The organism is Clostridium sp. JNZ X4-2 (assembly GCF_054889485.1).
This window is the reverse complement of the sequence record NZ_CM142685.1, coordinates 2,160,417-2,176,900: the sequence shown is the minus strand read 5'-3', so window position 1 is coordinate 2,176,900 and position 16,484 is coordinate 2,160,417. Positions and strand designations below refer to the sequence as shown.

Genomic DNA, 16,484 nt, shown 5'->3' with positions numbered 1-16,484 from the left:
ATACATTATAAATATAACATAGATGTTTGAGAGGAGAATGAATATGGAAATAATAGATAAAGATTTACAGTCAATACAGGAAGTTAGAAATCTTATAGCAAAAGCAAAAAAGGCTCAGGAAGAGTTTAGCAAGTTTTCACAAAATGATGTAAACAAAGTAATAGAAAATATGGTTGAAGCTTCAGAGGCTAATGCTGTAAAACTCGCAAAAATGGCTTATGAAGAAACAGGTTTTGGAAAATGGCAGGATAAGGTTGTAAAGAATAAATTTGCCAGCAGGGTAATATATAACAATATTAAAGATATGAAAACCACTGGTATCATCAAAGATGATAAAGAGAAAAAAGTAATGGATATAGCTGTTCCTGTAGGGGTTGTGGCTGGACTAATACCATCAACAAATCCTACTTCTACTGTAATGTACAAGTCAATTATAGCTTTAAAGGCAGGTAATGCCATAGTATTTTCTCCACATCCATCAGCTAAAAATTGTATTATTGAAACAGTGAAAATATTGAGTAAAGCTGCAGTGGAAGCAGGAGCTCCTGAGGGAATAATAGGAGCTATGACAATTCTTTCTATGGCAGGAACCGACGAGTTAATGAAAAATAAAGACACTTCATTGATTCTTGCAACAGGTGGAGAAGCTATGGTAAAGGCAGCTTATAGTTCAGGAAACCCGGCTATAGGAGTTGGCCCTGGAAATGGACCGGCATTTATTGATAAATCAGCAGATATTCCTCTTGCAGTAAAAAGAATAGTGGATAGCCAAACTTTTGATAATGGGGTTATATGTGCTTCAGAACAGTCCATAGTTGTGGAAAAATGCATAAAAGACAAAGTAATTGAAGAATTGGGAAAACAGAAAGTGTACTTTTTAAATAGAGAGCAATCTGAAAAATTAGGCAAATTTATTTTGAGATCAAATGGTACAATGAATCCGCAGATAGTTGGAAAGAGTGCACGGGTACTGGCACAGCTTTCAGGAATTACCATACCTTCAGATACTAAGGTTTTGATTTCAGAACAGACAACAGTTGGCAAGAAAAATCCTTATTCAAGAGAAAAGCTTACTCCAATACTTGCTTTTTACTGTGAAGAAACTTGGAAAGATGCTTGTGATAGATGCATTGAACTGTTAATGAACGAAGGAAAGGGACATACGCTTATAATTCATTCAAACAATGAGGAGATAATAAAGAAATTTGCACTTACAAAACCTGTATCAAGAATACTCGTAAATACTCCAGGAGCATTGGGGGGTATTGGTGGAGCTACAAATCTTGTGCCAGCTTTGACATTGGGCTGTGGAGCAGTTGGCGGCAGCGCAACTTCAGATAATGTAGGACCTATGAATTTATTAAATATAAGAAGAGTTGCATACGGAGTTAGAGAATTAGAGGATATAAAAGCAAGTGTAGGTGCTGAATCTGAATCTTCCTGTAATTCTCAAGATTTATCAGAGGATTATATACAAAGCATCGTGAAGAGTATAATGAGTAAATTAAATAATTAATATTGTTTGTTATATAAAATTAATTGATGTTAGGAGATAAGGTTTTTTATGAACACATTTAAAATTAAACCTGTTGTGTATTTTGACAGGGATTCCATAAAATATCTTAATAATTTAAAAGAAAAAAAATCGTTGATTATAACAGATCCTTTTATGGTGAAAGCAGGATTTATAAACAAAGTAACAGATATTTTTAAAAATAATAAGGTGAAATATAAAGTGTTTTCAGGAATTAGGCCGGATCCACCAGTTGAAGTAGTTGCAGAAGGTGTAAAGGAAATGATATCTTTTAAACCTGATGTTATAGTGGCGCTGGGAGGCGGTTCGTCTATTGATGCTACAAAAAGCATATTGGCATTTACTATGAAAATATTAAAAGATAATGAAGGTGGATATAAGAGACCTCTGTTTATTGCTATTCCCACTACCAGCGGAACGGGGTCAGAAGTTACTTCATTTTCTATAATTACTACAGGAAATAAGAAGGTTTCATTAATTGATGAGAACTTAATACCTGATGTGGCCATATTAGATGCAAGTTTTGTTAAAACAGTGCCCGGAAGAATAACTGCAGATACAGGAATAGATGTTTTAACCCATGGAATAGAAGCTTACGTTTCAAATAAAGCTTCAGATTTTAGTGACGCACTGGCTGAAAAATCCATGAAAATAGTAATTAAGTATTTACCTGAGGTTTATAAAAATGGTGATAATATGGAAGCCAGAGAAAAATTACATAATGCCTCCTGCATGGCAGGTATGGCTTTTACAAATGCTTCTCTTGGAATTAACCACAGTATGGCCCATATACTTGGAGGAACTTTTCATATACCTCACGGCAGGGCCAATGCAATATTACTGCCTTATGTTATTAGGTACAATGCCAATTTGGAAAGCGGTAGGTGTACTAGAACGGCTTTAAGGTATAGAGACATATCTAAGTTCCTGGGTCTGCCTTCTTCTACAGTTAAAGAAGGTGTGATAAGCCTTATTTGTGCCGTGAATGTGATTTTGGGTTTAACAAACACACCTAGAAATTTAAAAGAGGCTGGAATAGACAGACAGGAGTTCATTAGTAAACTTGAAATTATGGCAGAAATTGCCCTGGAGGACAGATGTACTCCTACAAGTCCAAGAATTCCAAGTAAAGAGGAGTTAATTACTTTATTTAAAGAGGCCTATGGAGATTAGAATGTTAAAAATTTGAGAGCTGTTTGATCTTTAAATTATTATCAAAAATGGTTTCAAAAAAATTTTATTTGAATAATATATAGTAATAAACCAAGTTTTAAAATACTAATGATAAAATTAAATTATAAACTTATAAAAGCACAATCAAAGGGATATATCAAAAATAATTTTTGATATATCCCTTTTTAGTGTATTCTTTAAAACTATAAATGAAAGATAAGTATAAATTTATGACAATATGTTAAATTATTTGTTATTTTTATATTATAAAACTTCATTTATATAATATAGTTGAAATAATAGTTTCATTTATTATTTTAAAGCTAAAATCTTCAATGAAGTTAAAAAAGATTTGATATAAAAAATAAATTATTGTACAGCTTACAATATTAAAGATTTAGTTTGGGATGGTTTTATTAATATATAAATATAACCTTATTATCTTAAAATACAGCATATATGTATTAAAATGAATTTTTAAAAGTCATATATGAGTGAAAAATTCAAGTAAATAATACATTCATAATTATATTAATATTTAAATAAATGTTAATTTTGTAAATTATAATCCATAAAAAATTTAAAATGAATTAATAATTTTTTAATAGATTCTGATTTAGTGCAAATTTTGTTATAATCCATCTTGTAAATTTAATTGCAAATTATGAATTACACAATAATTTTACTTTCATTAAACGTATACATAATTAATTATTTACGAATTTGAAGGGAATAAAATATTGAATTAATAAAAAAATAATAAGAAAATTTACAGAATATCATTGATTTGCATAATAAATGGTGGTATTATAATAAAAACATTCATTCATTTATTGGATGAGGATGTCAATTGTAATTGTATACTTAGTTTTTAATATGGTACCTTTGAAATGCGATTTTAAAAATTATTCTTATTAAAAACAGGTTTGCAATTACAGATTAAAACAATGCATTGTTTTATTTTCAATATTAATTAAGACAAACTATAAAAAGTCTATGGATTATTAAAATATTTATTTGGCTTTAAAGTTGTAAGAAAAATATACAAGGGGGCAATAATTTATGAAAGATATTTTCAGAACAAAATCTATTGATAGTCTTATAGCGGAGACTAAAGGTAAGGAATCCTTGCAAAAGGTGTTGGGTTCTTTTGAACTTACCATGCTTGGTATTGGAGCAATTATAGGTACAGGTATATTTGTACTAACTGGAATAGCAGCAGCAAATTATTCCGGACCAGCACTTGTAATTTCATTTATTATAGCAGGTTTAGCCTGTGGTTTTGCTGCACTTTGTTATTCAGAGATAACTACTATGGTTCCAGTAGCCGGCAGTGCATATACTTATGGATATGCAGCATTGGGAGAATTTTGGGCCTGGATCATAGGCTGGGATTTAATTCTTGAATATGCCTTTGCAATTGGTACGGTGGCAATTGGATGGAGCGGTTATTTTACCAGTATATTAGGAAATTTGGGAATTACACTTCCAACTGTTATTACAAAGGCACCTTTTGAAGGCGGATTAATAAATTTGCCTGCAGTATTAATACTTGTACTTATAACAGCTGTTCTTGTAGCTGGTGTAAAACAGAGTACCACTACAAATAATATAATAGTTGCCATAAAATTGGCTGTAGTATTGTTATTTATAATATTAGGAGTAGGACATGTAAAACCAGCAAATTGGCATCCATTCATGCCTTATGGATGGAATGGGGTCTTTGCAGGCGCATCAGTAATATTCTTTGCCTATATAGGTTTTGATGCTGTTTCCACTGCAGCAGAAGAGGTTAAAAACCCTCAGAAGGATTTACCAAGAGGTATTATAGCTTCATTAATTATTTGTACTATATTATATATTGTAGTATCAGCTATATTAACAGGTATGGTTCCATATCTGAAATTTAAAGAAACAGCAGCTCCAGTGGCATTTGCACTTCAGCAGGTAGGTATTAACTGGGGTTCAGCATTGGTTTCAGTAGGTGCAATTTGCGGTTTAACTTCAGTGCTGATTGTTATGATGTTTGGTCAAACCCGTATATTATTTGCAATGTCAAGAGATGGATTACTTCCAAAAGCGTTTGGACATGTTAATTTGAAATTCCATACACCTGTAAAGAGTACTCTGCTTGTTGGTGCTGTAACTATGATTGTAGCTGGTTTCACTCCAATTGGAATTGTTTCAGAACTTACTAATATAGGTACACTATCCGCATTTATCATAGTATCCGCATCGGTTGTAGTTTTACGAAAAAAAGAACCAAATAGGCCAAGAGGGTTTAGGGTTCCATTTTCGTCTGTTACTCCTATATTCTCCATAGTAGCCTGCGGGTTCCTGATAGCACATCTTCAAAAAGTAACATTGATTAGATTTGTAGTATGGCTTGTTATTGGATTAATACTTTATTTTGCATATGGATACAAGCATAGTACCATTACTGAAGATGATGCTGGAGAAAAGGCTATATAATAGAAAATTAAAATAATTATGATCCATAGAAACAGATACAGTAAAAACTGCTGTATCTGTTTCTATCCATAAAGCTTATAGAATGTTAAAAAACAGTGGGAATAAAAAAATAAAAATAAAAAAGTAATGAAAAACTATTGACATTTAGGACATAAGGTATTATTATTACATATAATAATTTGAAAAGATTAATTATAATCGAGATGTAATTTAAAATATAAAACTGTGATAGGGAAGAGTAGATAGTAAAAGATTTTAAAGAGAGTGGGGTAAGGTGAAAGCTCACAAATTGGAAACTGTTGAAAATCACCCTGGAGTTGTAAGCTGAAACATAGTAAGCTGTACCGGCAAAGCCGTTAATGGAATCAAGTAAAAAATTGGGTGGTACCGCGGACCAGACTTCTCGCCCCAGGCAGAGTAGTTTGGTCTTTTTATATGTAAATTTTTAAATTGTAGTCAAAACAATATGTAGAGTTTACAGAATTATCGGTCAATTTTAATCTGTTAAAGAAAATAGAAATATAAAAGTAAAAACAAGTATGTTAAAAAAATAACAATTAGGGGGCTTTATATATGAAAATGAGGGGCGCAGAAGTATTGCTAAAATGTATGGCAGAACAAGGGGTGGATACTGTTTTTGGATACCCGGGGGGTACTGTTCTTCCCATATATGATGCTTTATACAGTTCAGGGGAAATAACTCATATATTAACTGCTCATGAGCAGGGGGCTACTCATGCGGCAGACGGATATGCCAGATCTACAGGAAAAGTCGGGGTAGTAATTGTAACTTCAGGTCCAGGTGCAACTAATACAGTGACTGGAATTGCCACAGCTTATAGGGATTCAGTTCCTATTGTAGTATTTACCGGTCAAGTATCTTTAAATCTTTTAGGAAAGGATTCATTTCAGGAAGTAGATATTGTAAATATTACAGCATCTATAACCAAGAAGAATTATATTGTAAAAAATGCAGAGGAATTACCCTGTATTGTAAAAGAAGCATTTAAGGTGGCAGCCAGCGGAAGACCTGGGCCTGTAGTGATAGACATACCTAAAGATATACAGGAATTAGAAATTGATTATGAGCCTGAAATAAATAGCTGTGCTGCAGCTGAAGATAGTGAAAAAGAATTTGATGATGATTTTGATAGTGCAATTGATATGATAAATAACAGTAAAAGACCTGTTATTTATTCAGGGGGTGGTGCGGTTATATCCGGAGCTGAAAAAGAACTTATGGAATTGGTAGAAAAAATAGATTCACCAATTACCTGCTCGCTTATGGGAATTGGAGCCTTTCCTGGAGAACATAAAAATTATATGGGAATGGTAGGTATGCACGGCAATCCATGTTCAAATTATGCTGTAAGCAATTGTGATTTGCTGATAGCTATAGGAGCGCGATTTAGCGACAGAGTTATAAGCAAAGCAGAAGCCTTTGCACCTAAAGCAAAGATCATCCATATAGATATAGATTCAAAAGAGTTTGGCAAAAATATAAGTGAAGATATTTCCATAAGGGGAGATGTTAAAAAAGTACTTCAAAGGATGAATGGTAAATTAAAAAATTCCAATCATGAAAAATGGATGAACAGAATAAAAGAATGGAAAGAGCAGGAGGAAGATCCTTTCAAGGAAAACTGCAGATTAAGCCCTAAATTTATAATGAACTCCCTTTACAGGATTACTAAAGGGGATTGTATAATAACTACGGAGGTAGGGCAGAATCAAATTTGGACTGCACAATATTTTAAATTCTTAAAGCCAAGAAGGTTTATATCCTCGGGAGGACTTGGAACCATGGGGTATGGTCTTGGTGCATCCATAGGAGTATCTGTTGGGAACCCAGGAAAGAAGGTAATAAATGTAGCAGGTGATGGGAGTTTTAAGATGAATTCTGTTGAGCTTGCCACTGTTGCAAAATATAAACTGCCTATTGTACAATTGCTTTTGAATAACCATGCTTTAGGTATGGTGCATCAATGGCAGGACATGTTTTATAATAAGAGATTTTCATATACGGAATTTGAAAATGATGTGGATTTTATGAAATTGGGAAAGGCTTATGGTATAGAGACTTTTAAGATAGAGTCCAATGATCAGGTTGAGGAAATTTTAAGGAGGGCTTTAAATTTAAACAAGCCTGTTATAGTAGAATGTGATATAAACAGAGAGGAAAGAGTTCACCCCATTGTCCCGCCAGGTGCAGCTATAACAGAAATCATAAGATAAAGGAAGGAGCAGACTGTACTCCTTCCTTTTCGCATTTTAGGCTTTCTTTGTTATTCTGCCTTGAAATAATTCATATGAGTACAAAAGTATACATATGATGTAAGAACTGATTATGGTCATAAGCAGAGTCTGAACTATCCGGGGTATCCACAAAAACATAAAACCTTTAGCCATAAGTGCTGGAGTGAATATCAGCAAAATATAGGTATTTAAAGTTGATACCAGGATACCAGAAATTCCCAGGGATATTACCAGCTTGAAATAACTGCTGTTTATAAAATCATGGGCTTTTCCCCTTCCTTTTTTAATAAATACATTTATAATAAACATTATAATGCCTATGGCCCCTATAAACATAAAACCAAGGCCAAGGTATTGAGATTTTGTGCCTAGAGAAATAAGTAATTTACCTAAATAGGACTGAGGTATAAGTTTTGTGGCTGTAAAATTTAGGAAACCTATTAAAAATAATACTATGAAAAAAATATTATAGTAACTTACAATTTTATGTTCCTTAGTATTTTTTATATGTTTCCATATGATGGCAGGTAAAAAACCAGCAATAATATTGGTTATAGTAAGCAGGGGAATATATGCTCCCATAGGACTCATTATATAGCCCAATATATCTACTAAACCGCCTGCAATTCCACCGTAGAGAGGACCAAATAAAAGGCCCGGCATTACATAAAATATAGCACTAAAACTTATTCTCATAGTAAGTATGCCGCCTGCGGCTATCAATATAGAAAAAGATCTTAATACCAGCGCAATGGCAATAAACACAGCAGTAGTAACGAGAAATTTTGTATTCATTCTATTTTTCATATCCTTTACCTCCAGTGTATATATTTGAAAACGATTTACACAGGACTAACGATATTTTTTCATAGAAACACCTCTTTTCTCTTTAATGTGGTCACATTAAAGAGAAAAGAGGTAAATACAAGATCTCTTTAATGTAACAGCGGAAGCAACATTATATCATAAGCTTTAAATTAATAATGTAATGGATTTAAGCTTTTCGTTTAGAGACAACCTCCCATTCTCTAACACTTTATGCATAATATTTACTCTGCTACTTAATTTAATTATATAAAATAGTACAGGTATTGTCCATAGCTTTTTTTATAATATTTGGATGAATTAGTGGTATTTATATAATTTAAAAGTAAAAATTTTATAGGCAGTATCAATATGGAACCTTTAGGAAAGTAAGTCTTTTATGTCTCTATAAACCAGTATATTTGATATTCCTCCATAATATCTTACTATTCCATCTATTACAGTTATAGGCGGTTCAAATCCTTTTTGTATAATATTTTCAACTCTTTTTTCCTCCCCTTTTAAAAATTTTGTATTATTCAATTCTACAAAGTCTATATCTATATCTTCCGACACATCACTTATTTCAAGAAAGTTTTTTAAGTTGTCATATAAGTCTTTAGTTTTCATAAATGTAAGTTTATCTGATGACCCGAAAGCATTATGATTGTTTCTGCAGCTGGAGCAGTCAGCACATTTGGATTGCTGTGAACAGTTATTGCAGTTATCATTACCGCCGCAATAGTTGACTCCAGATAAAACAGCATTTTTATTTCCGTATATGTTGATTTTTATTTTCATATATTACAGCCCTTTCATTTTAAATTGATTTCATGGGAAACTTCACCTGAATCCAAAAATCACTTGATAAGAATTATAATATCATATATTAAATATTTATACTAAATGCAATTTAAATTCGCTTATGTTGACAAAAGATGCATTTGAAAATAGAATTATTATATCACAGCAAATTGCTATGATTTATATATGGAATTTGTAAAATTTATAATTGCATAGGAGAGATAATCAATGAAGAGAGAAATATATATGGATTATGCAGCTACAACTTTTGTAAAGCCAGAAGTTTTAAAAGAGATGATGCCATATTTTGCTGGGTATTTTGGAAATCCTTCATCCGTTTATTATATATCAAGAAAAACTAAGATGGCAATAGGCAAGGCCAGGGAATGTATATCAAAAGTTATAAATGCAGATAAAGATGAAATATTTTTTACCAGTGGAGGTTCGGAGTCAGATAATTGGGCTATAAAGGGAACTGCCATGGCTAATGAGAAAAAGGGAAGACATATAATAACTACGGAGATAGAACATCATGCGGTGATAAATACCTGCAAGTATTTGGAACAACACGGGTTTAAGATAACCTATCTTCCGGTTGACAAATTCGGAATGGTTAATTTGCAGGAGCTTGAGGAAGCTATTACAGAAGATACTGTACTTGTATCTGTAATGTTTGCAAATAATGAAATAGGAACCATAGAGCCCATAAAAGAAATAGGTGAGCTTTGCAAAAAGAAAGGTGTGCTGTTTCATACAGATGCAGTTCAGGCAGTGGGAAATGTGCCTATTGATGTCCAGAATATGAATATAGATTTACTTTCCATGGCAGCCCATAAGTTTTATGGACCTAAGGGAATGGGAGCTCTTTATGTAAAAAAAGGAGTTAAAATAGACAGTTTGATTCATGGAGGTTCTCAGGAAAGAGGGCGAAGGGCCGGAACGGAAAATATTGCAGGAATAGTTGGTATGGGAAAAGCACTGGAGCTTGCAGCTCAAAATATGAATAAAGAGAGTAAAAGGCTTATATACTTACGAAATAAACTTATAGATGGGCTTTTAAACATACCTGATACCAGATTAAATGGTGACAAAATCAACAGACTCCCTGGCAATGTAAATGTAACTTTTGATTCTGCAGATGGGGAAATTATAGTTATGGCATTAGATGATATGGGAATATGCGTCTCTACAGGAAGTGCATGTTCAGCAGGAGCAGTAGAGCCCTCTCATGTACTCACAGCTATAGGATTTTCTGAAAATGCTGCAAAGAGCTCCATAAGACTTACCCTGGGAGCAAAAACCACAGAAGATGATGTGGATTATGTGGCAAAGACTTTAGGTGACATAGTTTTAAAGTTAAGGGAAAATAATAAAAAATGGAATAAGAGAATGCATTAGGTTAAGCAACTATATTTCAAATTAGAATAGGTGATGAAATGGGAAAAAAAGTAGTAGTAGGTATGAGCGGCGGAGTGGATAGTTCTGTTGCAGCATATCTTTTAAAAAAACAGGGATATGAAGTAATAGGAGTAACAATGCAGGTATGGCAGGATGATGATTATTATCAGGGGATGGAAGGAGGATGCTGTTCTCTAAGTGCGGTAGAGGATGCCAGGTCCGTGGCATATCATCTGAACATTCCCTATTATGTTATGAATTTTAAGGATGTATTTAAGAGCAATGTGATAGATTATTTTGTAAATGAATATATGAAAGGAAGGACACCCAATCCCTGCGTAGCCTGCAATAAGTATATAAAATTTGAAGAGCTCTTAAAAAGAGCCATGGAGTTAGGAGCAGATTACGTGGCAACAGGTCACTATGCAACGGTGGAGAATATAAATGGAAGATATGTACTGGTTAAATCCAAAGATATTAGGAAGGATCAAACCTATGCTCTTTATAATCTGACCCAATTTCAATTGGCACATACTCTCATGCCCTGTGGGATATATAATAAGGAAGAAGTGCGGGAAATAGCCAGGAAAATAGGCTTGGCTGTGCATAATAAAAGGGACAGCGAGGAGATATGTTTTATTCCGGATAATGATCATGGCTCTTATATAAAAAGAGTAATGCCAGGTGGAGTAAAAGAAGGCAATTTCGTGGATAAACAGGGAAACGTACTTGGAAAACACAAAGGGATAGTTTATTATACCATAGGACAGAGAAAAGGACTTGGAATAGCTTTTGGAACACCTATGTATGTTACAGATATAAATCCGTCGGACAATGAAATTGTGCTTGGAAAACAGGAAGATATTTTCAAGAAAAACCTGACTGCAGGAGATTTGAATTTTCTTCCTTTTGAAAAATTGACAGCACCTATGAAGGTTCGTGCCAAAATAAGATATTCTGCCGTACCGGCAGAAGCTTCAATAAGTATGCTGGATGAAAAAAAAGTTAAAGTTGAATTTGCTGAAAAACAAAGGGCAATTACAAAAGGTCAGTCTGTAGTATTTTATGATGGAAATGTCCTGGTGGGAGGAGGAATTATTGAAAATGTATACTGATTAATGTTAAAATTATAAAAAATGGGGTATGAAGGGGATTTTTAATATGAATGATTTGCCGAAAATATTTGATAGTTTTAGTGATTCAAGGAAAAAGGGATTCATAACAATAAAAAATTTAAAAGATGAGGGAAGGAAAGTTGTAGGTACTTTTTGTACATTTACTCCCTGGGAGATTATAAATGCTTCTGGTGCAGTATCTGTATCTCTTTGTGCTAAAAGTGATGAAACCATAGAGGATGCTGAAAAGTATCTTCCTAGGAATTTGTGCCCTCTTATAAAATCAAGTTATGGATTTGCAGTAACAGATAAATGCCCATATTTCTATTTTTCAGATCTAATAGTAGGTGAGACTACCTGCGACGGAAAGAAGAAAATGTATGAATATTTATCTGAAATAAAAAATGTATATGTTATGCAGCTTCCGCAAACCAGCAAAGGAGAGGATTCCTTTAAGTTATGGAAACATGAGATAGTAAAACTTAAAAGTGTACTTGAGAGGGAATTTAATGTTATTATAACAGAACAAAAAATACGAGAATCTATAAAAATAAGAAATGAGGAAAGAAAAGCCCTAATGGAACTTTCTGCATTGGGAAAGATGGATCCGCCGCCTATAACAGGACTGGAGATGCTTAGAGTTTTAAACGGTGCTTCTTTTAAGTGGGACAAGAAAACGGAAATAGAGGAAATTTATAATTTAATAAATGATGTTATAGAAAAGCAGAAAAATGGACAAAAGAAGATTTCACAAAATGCTAAAAGAATACTTGTAACAGGATGTCCCTTAGGGGAAGCCACTGAAAAGATAATAGATGCCATAGAAGGAAACGGTGGAGTTGTAGTATGTTATGAAAACTGTACTGGAATTAAAGAAATAAGCAAATTGGTGGATGAAGAGAAGGCTCCGATAGATGCTTTAACTGAGAAATACTTGAATATAGGATGCTCCTGTATGACACCAAATGATAACAGGATTGATTTGATATGCCAGCTTATTGAGGAATATAAAGTGGATGGAGTAGTGGATGTAATTCTTCAGGCCTGTCATACATACAGCGTAGAATCCTATGGTATTAAAAAAGTTGTTACTGAAGAGGAAGGAATTCCGTATATTAGTATAGAAACGGATTATTCTCAGGCAGATATAGGACAAATAAAAACCAGGATGGCAGCATTTATAGAAATGCTTTAGCTTCACATTAAAGGCTCCTGCTTTTATAAAAGTGGGAGCCTTTATAATACAAGAAATTAATTTGTGTATCCAGGGTTACAGATAATTTTTATTATTTAAGGTATTATAAAGGAAATAGATAAATTTTTTAATCTGACCTGTGAAAAAAGTAAATTATACAAGGAGGTAAAATAATGAAGGTACTTATAATCTGTTCAGAAAAAAGCGGAGATTTGCCTGAAAATGAATTTTATATAAAGACGGACAGTAGATTTGCAAATTCAAAATTCATACCTAATATGAAAAACTTCAAAGAGGTATGTACAGTATGCGGCAAGGAGTGCATCTGGTGCAGGGGAAGATATAAATTGAATTTTATGGAGAATATAAGCGAAATAGTAAAGCTTCCGGATCTATACAGAAAGTTTGAAGATTACCCTCTGAAATATTTGCCTGATAAGTTTAAAAAGCATGATATAGCTGTTTTGATAGGAATACATGAAGACATAATAGTGGAAATTCCAAAACTGATACATGAAAGCGGAGGTAAAGGAATAATAGCACCCTGTGAAAGTGGCAGCTGGATGTCAAAATGGACAAAAGAAAAACTTGTAGAGGAATGTGAAAAATACAATTTGCAGTATGCCTTTCCAAAACCATTCTGTACCTTGAACTACGGAAAATTTCCTGTTATAAATGAATTTATCCACTTTTTTAAAATGGGTAAGCCTAAGTTTAGACTTTATGTAGACAAAAATAATGTAATAGTAAAAGCAGAAGTGATAATATCTGCACCCTGTGGAAACGGTTATAATATAGCAAAACATCTTGTAGGCAGAAAGCTGGGGGAAGATGCAAGAAAATTTCTTGCAAAGTATTGGCACAGTTATCCCTGCCTTGGAGATATGCATATAGATGGAGAACTTGGAGATACACCTCTTCATATAAGCGGATATACCCATTATAGTGCACTGGAAAATTCCGAAATAGTAAGAGTTTAAAGGATTTGATATTTTTGTATATGTATAATATATGGTTTGTTGAAAATAATATACTATATATGTACATTTTTAAATAAATAAAATTCACCTAAATTAGTAATTAAATAAGGTTTAAGACAATAATTACATTATATATGCCTATCAGGATATAAAACCATCATATTAAAATAACAAATAAGTTTTAATTCTCAGGAAAACAAATAAATTTTGGGAGAGATATTTATGCATAATTATAATTTCCAGCGCGAAGAAATAGAGAGAGTATATGGAAAGGTGAGCCCCTTTGAACTTAAAGACAGATTGATAAATTTAGCTGAAGAATCCGACAAAAGTGGTGTACATTCTCTTCTGGATGCAGGCAGGGGAAATCCAAATTGGATTGCAGCAACTCCAAGGGAAGCTTTTTTTACCTTTGGTCAATTTGCCCTGGAAGAAAGCCGTAGAGTGTGGAATGACAATGACTTGGGTGGTATGCCTCAAAGATTGGGAATTGCCCATCGGTTTGTGGATTTTTTAAACAAGAATGAAAGGGCTCCGGGAATCGGACTTCTTAGAAAAATGATCAATTATGGTGTGACAATAAAAGGTTTTGAGGCTGATGAGTGGATACATGAACTGGCAAATGGAATTATTGGAGACAATTATCCCCAGCCGGATAGAATGCTTAAGCATATAGAAAGTGTGGTTCATGATTATCTCATTCAGGAGTTATGTTATAATGAGCCTTTGGAAAGAAAATTTGATTTGTTTGCAGTGGAAGGAGCTACTGCAGGTGTGTGTTATATTTTTGACAGCTTAATTGCAAATAATATATTATCAAAGGGGGATAAAATCGCAATTATGGCCCCGATTTTTACACCTTATTTAGAGATTCCCCATTTACCCAGATATAATTTTGAAGTAGTGGAACTCTTGGCACAAGAAGCCGCTGAAAATGGAACTCATAGAGGCCAATATCCTTTTTCAGAATTGGAGAAGGTTTGTGATTCAAGTATAAAAGCGCTATTTGTAGTTAACCCCAGCAATCCGCCCTCTGTTGCAATGGAACCTGGTATAGTAAGACACTTAAAAGAGGTGGTGGAAAAGCATAACCCTGATTTGATGATTATTTCAGATGATGTATATGGAACTTTTGTAGATGATTTTCATTCATTGATGGCAGATTTACCTTACAATACTATTGGTGTATACTCATTTTCAAAGTATTTTGGAGTAACAGGCTGGAGGCTTGGCACCATTGCATTATATGAAAACAATGTGTTTGACAAGCTGCTTAGAGAATTGGATTCAGATAAGAAAGAAAGGGCGAGAAGGCGTTATGCAGCACTTTCCACTAATCCTGAAGAAATTCCTTTTATCGATAGAATTGTAGCAGACAGCAGACAGGTGGCTCTTAATCATACTGCAGGGTTATCTACACCACAGCAGGTGCAGATGGCATTTTTTGCATTGTTTTCTTTAGTTGATAAGGACAGTAGATATAAAAAATTAACAAAAAATATTTGTCATCACCGCCAGAAATTATTATTTGAAGGATTGGGGCTTAAACTCAATAAAGATCCTTTTAGCGCAGCGTATTACACTCAATTTGACTTGTTGGAATGGGCCAAGAACAATTACAGTGAGGAATTTGCATATTATTTGAAAAACAACTATAGGCTCATAGATGTTCTTTTAAAGCTGGCAGAGGAATCCTCCATTGTGCTTTTAAGTGGCAGTGGATTTCATGGACCTGAATGGTCTATAAGAATATCCCTTGCAAATTTAAGTGATGAATCTTATTCTAAAATAGGAAAGGTGATTCATAAGATATTGGAGGACTATGCTGCAGACTGGAAAAAATCACAAGACTAATAATGAAATATACAGCCAATACTCATGTAATAAATAGAATTTTTAAAATTTTATAAAAAAGTATTGACAAGCATGAACATATATAGTAAAATTACATAAAATATAAAAACAAGGATAGGGACATACAATATGAATTATATTTTAAAGAGAGTGAGAGTTGGTGGGATCTCATAGATATTTCATATTGGAAATCACCCTTGAGTTGCAGGCTGAAACAACAGTAAGCTGTGCCGGTGCAAGCCGTTATGTAATTAAGTATAAATTTGGGTGGTACCGCGAAACAGACTTCTCGCCCCAGGCAGGAGGACTGTTTTTTTTAGTACCTTTTAAAAGGTTATGTAAAATATAATAAATATAAAAGCATAGATAGGGACATACAATACGAATTATATTTTAAAGAGAGTGGGAGTTGGTGGGATCCCATAGATATTTCATATTGAAAATCACCCTTGAGCTGTAGGCTGAAACAACAGTAAGCTGTGCCGGTGCAAGCCGTTATGTAATTAAGTATAAATTTGGGTGGTACCGCGAAACAGACTTCTCGCCCCAGGCAGAAGAGCTGTTTTTTTATTATCTAAAATTAATGTTAGATAAATTTTCATCTGGCCAGTGGAGATTTATACATTATTCTATGTAAATAAAATGAAAATATGTATTTATAAGGAGGAAATAAAATGTTGAAATCTAAAAATTCCCGAAAAGGTGACTCAATAAAAAATTCATTGGAGGATTCCCTGATTTATGAAAATAGAAATTCATATTATGAATATTTAAGGGATATGAAATCAGAAAGTTTAAATGATACCTGTGATTACTCTACAGTTTTTATGACATTCTAATTTGTTATAAGGGTATTTAGAGCCCTTGATTATTTAAATGCTCATAAACTAAAAAACGCC

The 16,484-nt window shown here is 33.4% G+C and carries 12 protein-coding genes, 1 riboswitch and 3 other annotated features; of the genes, 10 read left to right on the top strand and 2 right to left on the bottom strand.

Features of this window, described 5'->3' with window-relative positions; all coding sequences use genetic code 11:
* Positions 1-43: 43 nt before the first annotated feature.
* The 4 genes from ACYUJ6_RS10440 (at position 44) to ilvB (ending at position 7,414) form a co-directional block, all read left to right on the top strand.
* A complete protein-coding gene (locus tag ACYUJ6_RS10440; protein WP_461842726.1) occupies positions 44-1,516 on the top strand; it encodes an acetaldehyde dehydrogenase (acetylating) in 1,473 nt (490 codons plus the stop codon).
* Positions 1,517-1,564: 48 nt separating this feature from the next.
* Positions 1,565-2,707, top strand: a complete 1,143-nt coding sequence (locus tag ACYUJ6_RS10435; protein ID WP_461842725.1) for a 1-propanol dehydrogenase PduQ — start codon at positions 1,565-1,567, stop codon at positions 2,705-2,707.
* 1,062 nt (positions 2,708-3,769) lie between these two features.
* Positions 3,770-5,179 carry an amino acid permease gene (locus tag ACYUJ6_RS10430; RefSeq protein ID WP_461842724.1) on the top strand — a complete coding sequence of 470 codons (1,410 nt, stop codon included), beginning with the start codon at positions 3,770-3,772 and terminating at the stop codon, positions 5,177-5,179.
* Between the two features lie 216 nt (positions 5,180-5,395).
* Positions 5,396-5,593: a binding site (T-box leader), on the top strand.
* 159 nt (positions 5,594-5,752) lie between these two features.
* Positions 5,753-7,414, top strand: a complete 1,662-nt coding sequence (ilvB, locus tag ACYUJ6_RS10425; protein ID WP_461842723.1) for a biosynthetic-type acetolactate synthase large subunit — start codon at positions 5,753-5,755, stop codon at positions 7,412-7,414.
* A 36-nt stretch (positions 7,415-7,450) separates the two neighbouring features.
* On the opposite strand, the gene ACYUJ6_RS10420 is transcribed toward ilvB, so the two are convergent.
* Positions 7,451-8,242: an ECF transporter S component gene (locus tag ACYUJ6_RS10420; RefSeq protein ID WP_461842722.1), complete on the bottom strand. Its 792-nt coding sequence runs from the start codon at positions 8,240-8,242 to the stop codon at positions 7,451-7,453.
* A gap of 135 nt (positions 8,243-8,377) precedes the next feature.
* Positions 8,378-8,494: riboswitch (THF riboswitch) on the bottom strand.
* Positions 8,495-8,620: 126 nt separating this feature from the next.
* Positions 8,621-9,040: a hypothetical protein gene (locus ACYUJ6_RS10415; protein WP_461842721.1), complete on the bottom strand. Its 420-nt coding sequence runs from the start codon at positions 9,038-9,040 to the stop codon at positions 8,621-8,623.
* A 231-nt stretch (positions 9,041-9,271) separates the two neighbouring features.
* On the opposite strand from ACYUJ6_RS10415, the gene nifS reads away from it, so the two are divergent.
* The 6 genes from nifS to ACYUJ6_RS10385 all read left to right on the top strand — a co-directional run bounded on the left by nifS (position 9,272) and on the right by ACYUJ6_RS10385 (position 16,424).
* Positions 9,272-10,441 (top strand): cysteine desulfurase NifS, encoded by a 1,170-nt coding sequence (gene nifS / locus ACYUJ6_RS10410; RefSeq protein ID WP_461842720.1) that lies wholly within the window; start codon positions 9,272-9,274, stop codon positions 10,439-10,441.
* Between the two features lie 38 nt (positions 10,442-10,479).
* Positions 10,480-11,556 (top strand): tRNA 2-thiouridine(34) synthase MnmA, encoded by a 1,077-nt coding sequence (gene mnmA / locus ACYUJ6_RS10405; protein WP_461842719.1) that lies wholly within the window; start codon positions 10,480-10,482, stop codon positions 11,554-11,556.
* 46 nt (positions 11,557-11,602) lie between these two features.
* Positions 11,603-12,751, top strand: a complete 1,149-nt coding sequence (locus ACYUJ6_RS10400) for a double-cubane-cluster-containing anaerobic reductase (protein WP_461842718.1) — start codon at positions 11,603-11,605, stop codon at positions 12,749-12,751.
* Positions 12,752-12,924: 173 nt separating this feature from the next.
* Entirely contained in the window at positions 12,925-13,731 is an 807-nt protein-coding gene (locus ACYUJ6_RS10395; RefSeq protein WP_461842717.1) for a DUF166 domain-containing protein, read from the top strand.
* Between the two features lie 222 nt (positions 13,732-13,953).
* Positions 13,954-15,585 (top strand): aspartate 4-decarboxylase, encoded by a 1,632-nt coding sequence (gene aspD / locus ACYUJ6_RS10390; protein ID WP_461842716.1) that lies wholly within the window; start codon positions 13,954-13,956, stop codon positions 15,583-15,585.
* Positions 15,586-15,687: 102 nt separating this feature from the next.
* Positions 15,688-15,885, top strand: a binding site (T-box leader).
* Between the two features lie 54 nt (positions 15,886-15,939).
* Positions 15,940-16,137, top strand: a binding site (T-box leader).
* A gap of 122 nt (positions 16,138-16,259) precedes the next feature.
* On the top strand, positions 16,260-16,424 hold the full coding sequence (locus ACYUJ6_RS10385) for a hypothetical protein (protein ID WP_461842715.1): 165 nt from the start codon (positions 16,260-16,262) through the stop codon (positions 16,422-16,424).
* Positions 16,425-16,484 lie beyond the last annotated feature (60 nt).

Bases quoted from the DNA above. Each gene is read 5' to 3' on its own strand.
- ACYUJ6_RS10440 (WP_461842726.1), top strand. From the start codon at position 44: ATGGAAATAATAGATAAAGATTTACAGTCAATACAGGAAGTTAGAAAT.
- ACYUJ6_RS10435 (WP_461842725.1), top strand. From the start codon at position 1,565: ATGAACACATTTAAAATTAAACCTGTTGTGTATTTTGACAGGGATTCC.
- ACYUJ6_RS10430 (WP_461842724.1), top strand. From the start codon at position 3,770: ATGAAAGATATTTTCAGAACAAAATCTATTGATAGTCTTATAGCGGAG.
- ilvB (WP_461842723.1), top strand. From the start codon at position 5,753: ATGAAAATGAGGGGCGCAGAAGTATTGCTAAAATGTATGGCAGAACAA.
- ACYUJ6_RS10420 (WP_461842722.1), bottom strand. From the start codon at position 8,242: ATGAAAAATAGAATGAATACAAAATTTCTCGTTACTACTGCTGTGTTT.
- ACYUJ6_RS10415 (WP_461842721.1), bottom strand. From the start codon at position 9,040: ATGAAAATAAAAATCAACATATACGGAAATAAAAATGCTGTTTTATCT.
- nifS (WP_461842720.1), top strand. From the start codon at position 9,272: ATGAAGAGAGAAATATATATGGATTATGCAGCTACAACTTTTGTAAAG.
- mnmA (WP_461842719.1), top strand. From the start codon at position 10,480: ATGGGAAAAAAAGTAGTAGTAGGTATGAGCGGCGGAGTGGATAGTTCT.
- ACYUJ6_RS10400 (WP_461842718.1), top strand. From the start codon at position 11,603: ATGAATGATTTGCCGAAAATATTTGATAGTTTTAGTGATTCAAGGAAA.
- ACYUJ6_RS10395 (WP_461842717.1), top strand. From the start codon at position 12,925: ATGAAGGTACTTATAATCTGTTCAGAAAAAAGCGGAGATTTGCCTGAA.
- aspD (WP_461842716.1), top strand. From the start codon at position 13,954: ATGCATAATTATAATTTCCAGCGCGAAGAAATAGAGAGAGTATATGGA.
- ACYUJ6_RS10385 (WP_461842715.1), top strand. From the start codon at position 16,260: ATGTTGAAATCTAAAAATTCCCGAAAAGGTGACTCAATAAAAAATTCA.